Source organism: Pontibacter sp. CAU 1760 (assembly GCF_054482735.1).
The window spans coordinates 1-14,113 of the sequence record NZ_JBTLRL010000023.1 but is presented as its reverse complement, the minus strand read 5'-3'; the positions used below and the strand labels follow the sequence as shown (position 1 = coordinate 14,113).

9 protein-coding genes and 1 pseudogene are annotated in these 14,113 nt (G+C 48.5%); 5 read left to right on the top strand and 5 right to left on the bottom strand.

Annotation, left to right across the window (positions count from 1 at the left end; genetic code table 11):
• Positions 1–392: 392 nt before the first annotated feature.
• Positions 393–824: a BLUF domain-containing protein gene (locus ACXYMU_RS20320; protein ID WP_458988261.1), complete on the top strand. Its 432-nt coding sequence runs from the start codon at positions 393–395 to the stop codon at positions 822–824.
• 195 nt (positions 825–1,019) lie between these two features.
• Here ACXYMU_RS20320 and ACXYMU_RS20315 read toward each other — a convergent pair whose 3' ends face one another.
• On the bottom strand, positions 1,020–2,066 hold the full coding sequence (locus tag ACXYMU_RS20315; protein WP_458988260.1) for an NAD(P)-dependent alcohol dehydrogenase: 1,047 nt from the start codon (positions 2,064–2,066) through the stop codon (positions 1,020–1,022).
• 475 nt (positions 2,067–2,541) lie between these two features.
• Positions 2,542–3,093, bottom strand: coding sequence for a transposase (locus ACXYMU_RS20310; RefSeq protein ID WP_458988259.1), 552 nt, complete (start codon positions 3,091–3,093; stop codon positions 2,542–2,544).
• A 518-nt stretch (positions 3,094–3,611) separates the two neighbouring features.
• Here ACXYMU_RS20310 and ACXYMU_RS20305 point away from each other — a divergent pair.
• Positions 3,612–5,891, top strand: coding sequence for a glycosyltransferase family 4 protein (locus ACXYMU_RS20305; protein ID WP_458988258.1), 2,280 nt, complete (start codon positions 3,612–3,614; stop codon positions 5,889–5,891).
• Complete coding sequence (locus ACXYMU_RS20300; protein ID WP_458988257.1) at positions 5,888–6,895, top strand: glycosyltransferase family 4 protein; 1,008 nt, start codon at positions 5,888–5,890, stop codon at positions 6,893–6,895. The genes ACXYMU_RS20305 and ACXYMU_RS20300 overlap by 4 nt, the downstream gene beginning before the upstream one ends.
• Here the strand turns inward: ACXYMU_RS20300 and ACXYMU_RS20295 are convergent.
• Positions 6,884–8,356, bottom strand: a complete 1,473-nt coding sequence (locus tag ACXYMU_RS20295; RefSeq protein WP_458988256.1) for a glycoside hydrolase family 130 protein — start codon at positions 8,354–8,356, stop codon at positions 6,884–6,886. The two genes, ACXYMU_RS20300 and ACXYMU_RS20295, sit on opposite strands and share 12 nt — an antisense overlap.
• Before the next feature lie 555 nt (positions 8,357–8,911).
• Positions 8,912–9,052, bottom strand: a complete 141-nt coding sequence (locus tag ACXYMU_RS20290) for a hypothetical protein (RefSeq protein ID WP_458988255.1) — start codon at positions 9,050–9,052, stop codon at positions 8,912–8,914.
• Between the two features lie 374 nt (positions 9,053–9,426).
• Here ACXYMU_RS20290 and nhaA point away from each other — a divergent pair, with 374 nt between their 5' ends.
• Positions 9,427–10,731 carry a Na+/H+ antiporter NhaA gene (nhaA, locus tag ACXYMU_RS20285; protein WP_458988254.1) on the top strand — a complete coding sequence of 435 codons (1,305 nt, stop codon included), beginning with the start codon at positions 9,427–9,429 and terminating at the stop codon, positions 10,729–10,731.
• Between the two features lie 773 nt (positions 10,732–11,504).
• Positions 11,505–12,464, top strand: coding sequence for a bestrophin family protein (locus ACXYMU_RS20280; RefSeq protein ID WP_458988253.1), 960 nt, complete (start codon positions 11,505–11,507; stop codon positions 12,462–12,464).
• A 479-nt stretch (positions 12,465–12,943) separates the two neighbouring features.
• On the opposite strand, the pseudogene ACXYMU_RS20275 reads toward ACXYMU_RS20280, so the two are convergent.
• A pseudogene (locus ACXYMU_RS20275) lies at positions 12,944–14,038 on the bottom strand (IS3 family transposase).
• Between the last annotated feature and the right edge of the window lie 75 nt (positions 14,039–14,113).

Here is a 14,113-nt window from a genome sequence, read left to right as displayed (position 1 = left end):
ACGCAAGACGCTTGAGCAAAGACTATGAGAAAAACAGAGTCAATGCCCAAAGCATGCTTTATTTGGCCATGATAGCTGTTATGTTAAAAAGATTTAAATAGGTTTTAAAACAGCTTCTAAGAAACGCAAAATCCCTTTACAATTGGTTCGATGATTCCATTCGTTTGGTAATCCAATGCAAAGCGGAATTTCCCTAGCTTGTAATACTCTGACAAGACTTTATTATCCAACTACCAGCACCACAACCCTGAGGGGTATAAGTTTTTGCATCGTATCATTCTAAGAAGAAAATCTAAACTTGAAAACACGACGTAGAAGTGGAAGAATCTCCCGCTGAGTTTGAATAAATTCAGTATCCCTTATAGTGATAAAAACAAGTAAAAGTCTTGATTGTGAAAGGCCTGTACCGATTAGTTTATACTAGCAGCCGTAGGGCAACTTGTACAGATGAAGAAATCGTAAAGATTTTGGATGCTTGCAAAAGAAATAACCCAGGTCTGAATATTACTGGCATTTTATTGCATTCTGATAAACGTTTCCTACAGTATCTTGAAGGTTACGAAGAGCAAGTTTGTAGACTATATGAACTCATTTCAAAAGATGAACGACACGGAGGAATAAATAAAAGAGATTTTGCGGCAATAGATGAAAGGTTATTCCCGGGATGGCACATGGGCTATAAAAATATTGACAGACAAACGCTTGAGTTTAATACTGCTATTTCTAATCATGATAAAGAGCTCTTTAAAACCATCATTGAAGGGAATGATTACAATGAAGAATTTAGCTCTAGAGTTATGAAAACTTTCTTTGATTTAGCTTAAACAGGTTCGTGAAATTTCAAAAGTCCTGATATATAGAGCTTTGAGAGTTTGTGTATTTGATAGTGCCTTAATCAACATGAGTCTATTGTCACTTCAAAAACTGTTGCACCGTTTGATTTTCAGCATCAAAAGAATTTAAGTAAAAAGGCCCCTGCTTGATAACAGGAGCCTTCTCATTTTGCTGCATTATTTTTTTCACTTTAGACTCGCCATATCAATCACAAACCTATATTTCACATCCCCTTTTAGCATGCGCTCATAAGCTTCGTTTATATAGTCAATCGGGATTACTTCTACATCAGATACAATGTTATGCTTCCCACAGTAATCCAGCATTTCCTGTGTTTCGGCAATTCCACCTATAAGCGAGCCTGCTAAACGGCGGCGCTTGAATATCAAGCTGAAACCTGCTACTGTGGATGGCTCTGGAGGCGCTCCCAATAAGATCATTGTTCCGTCTCTTTTCAGGAGGTTCAGGTAAGCATTGTAATCGTGAGGGGCTGAGACGGTGTTAATGATAAAATCAAACGTACCTGCTAGCCTCTGCATGACATCTGTATTCTTTGTAACCTCAAAATTGTGAGCCCCCAGATCGCGGGCATCCTTTTCTTTTTCCGGTGATGTACTTAAAACCGTTACATCGGCGCCCTTTGAGGCTGCCAACTTAACAGCCATATGGCCCAAGCCACCCAAACCAACGATACCTACACGGTGCCCTTTACCAATTTTCCATTGCATAATGGGCGAGTATGTGGTGATGCCGGCACATAATAGCGGGGCAACATTCGCTAACGCAAGGTTTTCAGGTACTTTTAGGGTATAGTTCTCGTCTACGACGATACGGGTGGAGTACCCGCCGAAAGTTGGTGTTTTGCCATCGCGCTCCACGCCATTGTAGGTGCCTACCATACCGCGTTCGCAATACTGTTCCAACCCTTCCTGGCAGCTTACGCACTGTCGGCATGAATCCACAAAACACCCAACACCGGCTAAGTCACCTTCCTTGAATTTCTTCACCTGCTCTCCAACCTTGGTAATTTTACCTACAATTTCGTGGCCTGGCACCATGGGGTACATAGCGCCGCCCCACTCATCGCGAACTTGGTGCAAGTCAGAATGACATACCCCGCAATATAAGATTTCGATTTCCACATCATGCATCCCTACTTCGCGACGCTCAAAACTAAATGGCCCAAGCGGTGTGGTTGCATCCTGAACTGCGTATGCTTTTGTTTCTTTCATACCTTATTGATAAAACCTGTTTACTTAAATATTTTTATTTTATATAGAATAGCCTGTTGCTTATTTGGTAAATCAACCATGTCCACTCCCTTGGATATGTAGCGGGTGAGCCCTCTCAAACAAACAGAGTATAATCCAATTTGGAATCTGACGCGAAATCTGATACCATATCAGCTTTTGTGATTGCATTTGGGTTTATTTCTCCTTCATTTGCCGGGCTAGGGCTTCTAGGGATAAATATTTCTTTTCTTGCTGACAATACTTCCCTATTGGGAGACATTACTGCTGCACCCTCTTAAATTAAACAGCAGCTTAGGACAATGGATGACTCTTCTTGTGAGTGTTATCTCATTGGATTACATATACGGCGGCAGGAGCTAATTTGAATAACATACTAAGCTGAATAAAATGGAAGGATTGAATGATGTTACCAAATAGTATCTCAGATCATGTTTAAATTTTAACTAGCTGTTTTTCAACCCAATCTACTTAATGCCAGTTGGCAGTTGTGCCACAGGACCCAACTTTGAGCACTTTCGGGCGTTTTTTCATAATCCTTGGCGAGCCTTCTAAAGAAGTTGAACATGCCAAAAGCCCGCTCCGTCACCCACCGCCACTTGACCGGAACGAAGCCTTCTGAGACTGGGGGCCTGGAGCTTATTTCTACTTCCACCCCCAACAGGTTCTCAGCCACCCAACCCTTGAACACCATCTCGTAAGCCGCATCAGCCAGTATCTTATCCATCCGATGCAGATACCCCCGCAGCGGAACCACCTGCTCGGCCAGCGCCCCATCAGCCCTGTGTGCCGCATGCACCACCACTCCCCACACAAGGCCCAGCGTGTCTGTGATCACATGGCGCTTTCTGCCCTTGATCTTCTTGTTGCCGTCCACGCCTGTCTCCTCACTGATGAAAGGAGCCACCTTTACCGACTGGCTGTTAATGCTTAGCAGGCTGAGAGAAGCCTCTTTCCCAACCCTTTCCCGCTCCAGCTGGTTGAGCGAAAAATTCAGCTTCTCCAGCATGCCATCCCTCTTCCACCTGTTGAAGTAATAGTACACCAGCTGCCACTTGGGAAGGAGTTCAGTGGGCAGGTTGCGTTATTGATTGCCAAGGCGAAGGCACCAGAAGAGGGCGTCGGCAATACCCCTTAGCGAGTGTTTGCGATTCCGATGGGTGGCAAGCGATTCCTTCACAATATCCCATTGCGAGTCAGTGAGTCTCTGATACTGAGATGGCATAAGCTTTTGAGTTTGGTCACTTAATGCTTACGCGCTTTTTTTGCCCAATTCTAAAATTTAAACATGCTCTGAGTTGTACACAACACTTCAAAAGTATTGTGGTTGAAGCGGATAACCTCACTTGAACAGAGCCCAAGAATATGTGCTCGCTGACTGAAATAAGTTCATTTCCCTCTAAGTAAGAGATTCTATATGAACCTAACTTGAGGTAGCACGCGTTAGAGTATTGTACAAAACTTATTCCTATTTGAAAAATGGCTTTTCAGATAGATGCATAAACCTTCCTTTTCCCTTCCTCAACCATGCGTATTGCCTACATCTCCACTTACTTGCCGCGGGAGTGCGGCATTGCAACCTTCAATGACAATGTGGAACGAGCCATTCAGGCTCATATCCCAAGCAAATCACCTCTGAAAAGAGGATATGGCATCGCCATGAACGATTCAGATGATCTACAGACGTATGACTATCCAAAACACATAAAGTTTGTCATCCGGCAGAACCGCCAGAAAGACTATATCGAAGCAGCCACCTTCATCAACACCAGCGATGTGCAGGCAGTAATGATGGAGCATGAGTTTGGCATCTATGGCGGGGAGAGCGGCATCTATATCCTGCCGCTGCTACACCGGCTGGAGAAGCCTTTGTTCACCGTGCTGCACACGGTGTTGCAGGAACCGTCTCACACTCAAAAGCTCATTATTCAGGAAATTGCCGCGCGCTCGGTCAAAGTGATCGTGATGAGCCGCCGGGGCATTGAGTTTCTGACTACTGTCTATGGAGTTGCCCCGGAGAAAATACAGTATATAGAACACGGAGTGCCGGACCTGGAAGCACCCGCCGTAAACCCACTAAAAAAGGTGTCGACCTTCCGGAACCACCGGGTGCTGCTGACCTTTGGGCTGCTCAGTCGAAACAAAGGCCTTGAAACCGTGATTCAAGCCTTGCCGAAGATCGTAGAACGGCACCCCGACGTGATGTATGTCATCCTGGGCAAAACGCATCCCGGTATTTTGCGAAACTCCGGAGAAGAATATCGGGATTACCTGAAACGGCTGGCCGTGCGCCTAAAAGTGGAGAAACATTTGACCTTCATCAATCAGTTTGTCTCGGAAGAGGAGCTGATGAACTACCTGTCAGCGGCCCATGTCTATGTAACGCCTTATCTCAATGAAGCCCAGATTACCAGCGGCACCTTATCCTATGCCGTAGGAGCCGGGACAGCGGTGGTCTCCACACCTTACTGGCATGCCCTGGAACTGCTGGCAGATAACCGGGGGCGGTTGTTTAACTTCAAGGATGCCCCGATGCTGGCTGACACTGTGATAGAGTTACTTGATCAGCCGGAGGTGCTGGAAGAACTGAAGGAGAACGCCTATGAATACGGCCTGCACTTACGCTGGCCTCAGATTGGCGCCGACTTCATCCGAGTGATGCAGGATGCTATTGATAAGGAACTGATTGTCGAGAATGAGATCCTTAAACTTGTGGACCCGGACAGAATACCGGAGTTCAGCCTGACCCATGCGTGCCGCCTGACCGATGACACGGGCATTGTGCAGCATGCCAAGTACGGCATCCCCAACCTGAAAGAAGGCTACTGCCTGGACGATAACGCCCGGGCTTTGATCATGGCACTCATGGCTTACCAGCGCAATAAAAGCCAGGAAGCCCTCGAACTGCTGCCCATCTACCTCAGTTTTATTCATTACATGCAGTGTGATGACGGCAACTTCCGGAATTTTCTGAGTTTCAGGCGGGAGTATTTGGATGAAGTGGGCTCGGAGGACTCTTTTGGCCGCACGGTATGGTCGCTGGGCTACCTGATCAGCGCTGCCCCCAACAATTCCTACCGGGAGTTTGCCGGAGAGCTGTTTTCCCGCTCTATCCCGCACTTCAGGCAGTTGCACCATTTACGGGGCATGGCAAACACTATTATAGGTGTAAGTTATTACCTGAAAGCACACCCCGATGATGATCAGCTGCTGCAGGAACTTGCCGGCCTGACGGCTCCTTTGATGGAGGCGTATGCGCAACAGCGCGGCAATGACTGGCATTGGTTTGAGGAGAAGCTGACTTACGATAATGCTATTCTGCCGCTGGCGCTGCTCCACTCCTGCGAGATAACCGGTGATGAAAGGGTGAAAGAGGTGGCTATGGAATCCATGGCATTCCTCGATAGCCTGACGATGGAAAAAGGATTTCTCAGCCCGATAGGCAACCAGGGATGGCATCAGCGTGGTGGAGAGGTCCCTGTTTTTGATCAGCAGGCCATCGAAACGATGGCTATGGTGCTGCTGTACCTGCAGGCCTACCAAAGTACACACGAGCCTGCCTATGTAGAAAAGATGTTCGTCAGCTACCAGTGGTTTTTAGGCGAGAACATCCTGCGCGTGCCCTTGTATGACCACGAAACAAAAGGCTGCTGTGACGGGCTGCAGGAAACAGGCCTCAACCGCAACCAGGGAGCCGAAAGTACGCTTGCTTACCTGATTTCCCATCTTGCCGTACTGAAGGCTTTGGAACTCGAATACGAGTATGACCTTGCCGGACAAGTACTGGATCCGGCCCTTAAGGTATGAGGGTAGCCGTATTAGCCCCTGTGGCCTGGCGCACCCCGCCACGCCATTACGGGCCCTGGGAACAGGTGGCCTCCAACGTAACAGAAGGACTGATCAGTTTAGGAGCCAACGTTACACTTTTCGCCACAGCAGATGCCGTAACGACGGGTAAACTGGATGCTGTGATAGACCAGGGGTATGAGGAAGACCGCACACAGGATGCTAAAGTGGTGGAATGTCTGCACATCAGCAACCTAATGGAAAAAGCGGCTGACTTTGATATCGTTCACAACCATTTTGATTTTTTGCCGCTCACCTATTCCCGGCTGATTCAGGTGCCGATGCTGACAACGATTCATGGGTTTTCATCTGCCAAAATTTTACCGGTTTATCAGAAGTATAACGCCACCTCCCACTACGTCTCCATTAGCAATTCCGACCGCAATCCGGTGCTGGACTACATAGCCACAGTGTATAACGGCATTCGGGAAGCAGACTTTGCTTTTACAGAACAACCGGAGGACTACCTCCTGTTTTTTGGCCGCATCCACTCACACAAAGGCACGGCAGAAGCCATCCAAATTGCCCTAAAAAGCAAAAAACGGCTGCTTATTGCCGGCATTATCCAGGACCAGGGGTATTTTGACAGAGAGGTGAAGCCTTACCTGGGCGATCAGGTGGAGTTCGTGGGCGCTGCCGGTCCCGAAAGACGGAACGAGCTCCTGGGACAGGCGCTTGCGCTGCTGCACCCTATTCTGTTTGATGAACCTTTTGGGCTAAGTGTGGCGGAGGCCATGCTCTGCGGTACACCGGTCATTGCCTTCAACAGGGGTTCTATGCCGGAGCTGATCCGGCAGGAAGAGACGGGATTCCTGGTAAAGGATATAAGCGAGGCGGTAGCGGCCGCACAGCAAATAAGCTGTATCAGCCGCCAAGCATGCCGCGCCTGGAGTCTGTCGCAATTTTCACAACAGAAGATGGCTGCGGACTACCTGCACCTCTACAAGCAAATCCTAAACAGCTAGGGAAGGATTGCGCAGTTTGTCCAGTAACGCGTTGAGGTCTACTGTGGCAAAGGAAGAGCAATAGTCCGAAAGCCCGTAAGGAATAACGAGCTTCCCGTTGTGCACGATTGGGCCACAGGAGTAGAGCACGTTGGGCACATACCCTTCCCGTTCATCCTTATTGGGAATGAGCAGCGGCTCGTCGAGGTGGCTAATTTCAATGGTTGGGTCATCGAGCTGCAGCAGGCTGGCGCCTATGCAATAGCGCCGCATCGGTCCAACCCCATGGGTAAGTAGCAGCCAACCGTGCGGGGTCTCTATCGGCGAGCCGCAGTTACCTACCTGCACAAACTCCCAGGGGTACTTCGGACTTTTTATCATCACGGGATTTTCCCACATGTTGATGTTGTCGGAGTACATAATGTAGTTGTTCCAGCCATCGTTGCGGCAAGCCATAACAAATTTGCCGTTGATCTTCCGGGGGAAAAGCGCGAAGTTCTTGTTCTGCACCCCGGTGCCATAGAGCGGCATGATCTTGAAATTGTAGAAATCCTTTGTCTTCAGCATTTTGGGAACAATGACCTCACCGTCGTAGGCGGTGTAGGTGGCAAAGTACACAATGCTGCCGTCCTCCTCGGTGAAGCGGACAAAGCGGGCATCCTCTATGCCCTTGCGCTCAAACTCAGAGATAGGGAAAATCACCCGGTCAGAGATATCGGTGTCCAGTGAAAACGAAATCTTGTAGTAGGAGTCAGCCAGCCACAACACTTTATCATATTCCAACCTGGAGTGCTCATCCGGCTGTTCCGATTTTATTTGATTGATGACCTGCTTAAGCATGTTATAATCAAAATGCTCCTCTAACCGGTCTGCCACGTCCTTTAGCACACGTTGCGGTATCAGTCCACTGAAGGCGTTATTAAAAAACAAGCCTTTTTCATAGGCCGCGCTATGTATAATCTCTGCCTCGTCCACATGGTTGCCTACTGGGTCCACGCTGATATTACAGTCCTGGTCAAGTAAGGCCCTTCGAAAGACGATAGAGGAAATGTGGCCTTCGCCTACAGCCCTGAAGCTGATGATCACCCTTTTCTGACCTTCCTCCAGCTCTTTCTGGTCCGGGTCCTCCACGATAGAGGGATTGAAAAAAGCGGCTGACTCTATGGAATACTCATGGGTGAAAAAGGAGCCGATGAGTAACCTGCGGTAGGAGTCCATCTGCTCATAGTTAATATTTAGTTCTAAGAAGATGCTCTTTAAGCGGCTGCAATGGCGGTAGAGTACTTTGGTGATGTTCCGGTGCCGCTTGGAATACTCCTGCAGAATGGGGGAAATAGTGTCAAATACTTCCCCGCTGTTCATTTCCATCACGTGCAGGATCACCTGCCGGGCACGTTCCTCGCTGTTAAAAAAATAACGGGCAATGACCCGCTTGGGGTCCGGGTATACTTTTACATTTTTTCTCTCGATGGAAAGTCTCATATAGGTAAGGGAAATGGGGAGTAATAATATTGTGAGGTGAGTTTCCTCATAAGTGCCTACAAGCCATGCGCCGACCTTTTAATAAGCAGGTAAGCGGTATAATATCAAGAACTCATAGAAGGCCCGAACTTCCGCCCGAACCTCCATTCTCATAGTTGTATCCTGCTGCAGTAGTTTGTTCAGGTTGTTTGGCACTGGTCTTCTCTGATCATCCTGAGCTTATGTTTTGCGTTTGGCTGTACTGTCTCTGGTGATAGTTGTTTTTCGAGTGGATTGCGCTGCTACTATTAACAGTGGCTGGCAGCTTAATAAAAATGACTTTGTTGTTTAGAGTTGAGCTAAACCACGTTTTTATCAAACTACTTAGCTATACGGGTGAGGGAGTGGGGTAGCTGGATAAATCTGCTTTATAAAATGCACACGTAAGGTATAGCAGGGGGCCAGCTTCTGAGTCACGGCTCTTATCCCCGAGGCGTACAGGAAGGAGTGCGCAGAAGCAGACTAGGATGAGCACTGCGGAGGGAACAAACACTACGGGTGAAAGCTAAGCTCCGTCTAAGCACTCTCTGGATACCCTAAGGCAACCATTTGCTTATTCAGCTGGTAGGGAGCCTTTCGTATCAGGCAGCAGTCATCTACCTGTGGTACAGCAGGAGCAGACACCTTCAGCTCAAACACCTGTGTTACGTTTGCCATTTTATTTCTTGTAAGGCTTGGTTGTTGATAAGAAACCTAGGTGGGCAATAAAAACTTGTTAGTGCTAAAGTAAGATTTGAGAAGTAATATGCGTAAGCATAATACTGGTGGAACTGATAAAAAACATGAACCCTAATATGGATTTGCTGTCTGTTATGCGGCAATGTGCAGCTTCTTGCTTATCTGGGGCGAATAAGGTAGCCCCAGTCTAGGAGTTGACGCTTGTACTTACCTTACTTTTACGGGCTCATGGTATATCACGTAGAAGCAAAAGGCAGCCCGCTTTGGCGTTAATAACGCTAGTAGAATCCAGATTTACTGTACGAGCGCTTTGCTTCTAGTTGCAGACACGGCGAAGGAGAAAAATCCATACGATGAAGAGAACAATACTTGACCGCTCCATAGAGCCTATTAATAAGTTTCTGCACTATGAAAACTCAGGAGGTGCGGTTTTGATGTTAGCAGTACTTGTTGCTATTCTATGGGCGAATTCGCCTTGGAGTGAGGCTTACCATCACCTATGGGAAACAGAGTTTTCCATAGGTTTAAAAGGTTCCCTTTTAACCTATTCTCTTCACCATTGGGTAAATGACGGACTTATGGCCATGTTCTTCTTTGTGGTGGGGCTGGAACTAAAGCGTGAAATTATTGCAGGCGAGTTGTCATCTTTCAAGAAAGCGCTGTTGCCGATGGCTGCCGCCCTGGGAGGTATGATCTTTCCGGCCTTAATCTACTTTATCATCAATATAGGCCGAACTTCCTTAAGTGGGTGGGGCATTCCCATGGCAACTGATATTGTCTTTGCGTTGGCACTCATGTCCCTTGCAGGCAAAAAAGTACCTGTTTCCGCAAAGGTTTTCCTGGTTGCTCTGGCCACTATAGATGATTTGGGGGCTGTACTGGTTATAGCCTTTTTTTATAGCTCAAATTTGTCTTTTGAAAGTCTTGCTTACGGGTTTGCTTTGTTAAGCATTCTCTGGGTAGCGAACCGTGCAGGAGTCCGAAATACGCTGTTTTATGCTTTGATCGGCATTGGAGGAGTGTGGCTTGCCTTTTTGCTTTCCGGCGTGCACGCCACTATCGCAGGGGTGTTGGTAGCGTTCGCTATTCCGGCACGTACGAAGATAGATGAGTCGGCTTATTCTGCTAGTCTGGAAGTGCTGGTGGCAGAATTTGATCAGGAGATCCCGAACCAGGGCCCTCTGATGACTCAAAAGCAACATCAGGTAATTGAGAAAGTAAAAAATAAGAGTGCCGAAGCTCAGACGCCTTTACAGAAAATAGAAATCGCCCTACACCCTTGGATCACTTTTTTGGTTATTCCCCTCTTTGCCCTTGCTAACGCCGGTGTTGCAATCGGTTCAACTTTCTTCTCCGATCTTTTACATCCCATCAGCATAGGGGTGTTTGCAGGTTTGGTATTAGGAAAGCTGGTTGGAATCCTGTTATTTACCTGGGTGCTGGTAAAGTTCAGGGTGGTACCCCTTCCTGAGGCAGTTACGTGGAGGCATATTGTGGGCATTGCTTTTGTAGCCGGTGTGGGCTTTACCATGTCCCTTTTTATTGCCGCCCTGGCGTTCAAAGACCCACATATGATTGAACAGGCGAAATACGGCATACTCTTGGCATCCGTTGTTTCAGGCACGCTTGGGGTTTTGACCCTTAGAAGTGCTGAATAGTGTAAACTGAGCACCTTCGCCCAATAAGGACTGAACTCCATGCCGATTAAAGAAAACGCATGATCAGATTGCCAAACTCTGCCGTAGTCCTCGTGGTGCAGCTTGTTATGCTCTGCTATTATGCCTTCTGCTGGTTTCTCCCTGTTCCCGACATATCCGACCTTTCTAGGCAAGAGAAAGTTTCCTCCTCCGATTTTTGTCAGATCTACACTGCAGCGTTATGCGCAATCTCCTCGTACCCTCGCGCGCTAATCATCAACAGCAGGTGCCTGCAATCCTAGCCCTGCAGGTAGTCCTTTTTCCCCCTTGACTAGCTGAGTACATCCTTTACAGAATCCCAGCCTCTAAGCTATTTCTTTAGAGGTCAGATTACCAAAATGGATTTCACGTTTTGCCTACAGTATCAACCGTTGCAAAATCCATTCTTTCACCCTAGCGCCCCTTTTCCTTTTGACAAGAGCGTTCAGATGTTTAACTGGTCTGCACAGAATGTTGCTTCACATATAGTTAAAACACACCCCAAAATTCGGAATTAAGCCCAACGGGGTAAAAAAATTGAGATACCTAGCTTCTCATTGGAACACAAAACCGCATACTATACCGCTGGTAGTGATCTGCCGCTAACAGACGCTTGCCAATGAACCGGCTGACGAAGTGCTGATGCCGGTATGATACAGCGGGTGCCAGTCGCTTAGCCAGGACAGGCTAATAGGTCAAATCTCAAAACTTTTCCCCTCGCCTGAAGTTAAAAGCTTCATACTCTATAATGTTTAATGATAGTCCGGAGAAATTTGAGCTGGAGGGGGATCCTCCATTACGCATGGAAAAGCCTGCTTTACTACTTGGTTCTGGCAATTGTTGTTTACCTTGTCCATGACCATTTTGAGGTGGCCTACCTGAGCATTCCTTTCAACACCGTTACCGCCCTGAGCACGGCACTGGCTATCTTTCTTGGCTTCAAGAGCAACAGTGCCTATGAGCGGTGGTGGGAAGGCCGCAAGATATGGGGCCTGCTGGTTAACTACAGCCGCGCCTGGACACGCCAGGTGATTACGATGGTCATTCCAAGTGAAGAGGCGGAGGCAGCAGCGGTAAAAGAACTGCAACGCCGTATGGTCTACAGGCACATTGCCTTTGTGCATGCGCTGCGCGTGTTCCTGCGGTTAAAGCATGCTTATAACATAACGGCCCAGGAAGAAATATACAAGGAGACCAACATATACACCGATATACAGGCTTTCCTACAGAAAGATGAGTTTGAGGCCTTCTACCACAAGAACAACCCTCCCAACTTCCTGCTTGAGCTGCAGGGCGAGGACTTGCGGCAGGCCTTTAAGAGAGGCTGGGTCTCGGATTACCGGTTTGTAAAGCTGGAGGACACGCTGGTGGAGTTCAACAACATCCAGGGCATGAGCGAGCGAATCAAGAATACTCCCTTCCCGCGCCAGTACAGTTTCTTCTCCCGGGTTTTTGTGTTCATACATGCTTCATTGTTGCCCTTCGCTTTCGTGAGTGAGATGGGCCTGGCCACTATTCCTGTCTCCGTTATGATTTCTTTCGTGTTTTTAGCGCTGGATTTGGTGGGTGAGCGTATTGAGGATCCATTCGAGAACAAGCTAGAGGATGTACCACTCACCGCCCTCAGCCTCACCATAGAAACCAACGTCAAGGAGCAGTGGGGCGATCAAGACTTTCCTGTTAAGCAGACGACGCAGGAGGGCATTGTTTTATAACATCCATTTTCAAGCCGCATCGTCGGGCTGGAATGCAGAGTGCCGGAGCTTAGCCTGGGAGAGTCAGGAAGTGTGCCCTCCGGAAAGGAAAAAGGTACCGTTGCTAACAGTCCGATAACGCTGATGACAGCTCAGCAGCGTTATCGGACTTATTTTATATGCTTTCGGCCAAACCGCTTTTACCGGCATCACGTTTTCTTCACTGTATATCCTGCCGATGGATGGATTTTGCACATTGACAGCATGTAGCCCCTGCCCATATTTAAAATGGATGAAGACTTCTGCCCCTCATTCTCTTGCTCATGCTGCGCCTCCTCACTTATCGCTAGCTCACGCTCGTAGTAAATGAGATCTTTTCCAGGGGATGCTCCAAATGCGTGCCACGTACTGCCTCGTCGCCAGCCAGGGTTGACGTTAGCGTGCACAATGGCCCCTTCGGGAAATGTATTTTCCATGGTGAAGGTGACCTCCTCCCATTTTTAGGACCGGTCAAAAGTAGAGAATTCGGGATCTACTATGTTATGTTCCAGCCACTTTTCCGGCGTCTTGTCGCCCAATGAACTATGGGGGCGGAAGTGGTTGTACTCCGCTCGCCAGGCCTCGACTTTCTGCTGTGCATCCTCCAGTGACAGGAACCAATTCACGTTCAGGCACTCATCCCGGAAGCTCCCGCTGAAGGACTCGATAAAGGCGTTATCCGTGGGCTTACCGGGCCTGGAGAAGTCCAGCGTCATCTTGTTCTCATAAGCCCACCTATCCAGCGCCTTGGAGATGAACTCACTGCCGTTGTACACCTGTATACGCTTGGGCAGCTTTTGGGCGTCCTGCCTGATGCACTCCAAAGCGGCTACAACATCTTCTCCCTTCAGTGACTTTCCCACCAGGATGCCGGGGCACTGGCGGCTATAATTATCGACTATAGTCAGGCAGCGGAATTTGCGGCCATCGAAGAGCTGGTCAGCCACAAAATCCATCGACCAGCACTCGTGGTTACTGGAGAGTTCCGGACGCTCCAGCCGATGTGCGGCGGTTTTACTTCTCTTGGGCCGCTTGCTCCTCAGGTTCAGCCCCTCCTCTTTGTAGAGGCAGTACACGCGTTTATGGTTGTCCCGCCAGCCTTCTCGCCTGAGCAGGACAAAGATACGCCAGAACCCGTAGCGAATCCTCACCTGGGCAATCTCCTGCATCCGCTTCCTGATCACGGAGCTGTCCCTGGCCCTGGAGCGCTAGTACCAGCCCGAGCGGTGGCACAGCACCACCTTACACGCGCTTCTAACAGAGACCCGGTAACTTTCAGTTAGCTCTAAGACCAGCCTTTTTGACTGGGCTGGTCTAGAGCTTTTTTCAGCCCCGCAGACGTGCGTCAGCATCGGGTCCACGTCCTGCAGCATTTGTTTGTCCAGGCTCAGGTCCGCCACCAGTTGTTTGAGTTGACGATTCTCCTCCTCCAGTTGCCGCAGCTTGGACAGTTCACGGATCAAACCGAAAACTTGTGGGGCAGTGAGAAAAAGAGCAGCTTTGCGTGCGTATAATTCACCACACACGCTTTTCCCTTGCAAGATCCTTACCACAATCTTATCAGCTGTCTCTTGCCAGAAGGTATTCTGGCGTACTTCGACTTAACAAATGTCCTGCAGGGTCCGGCAGGC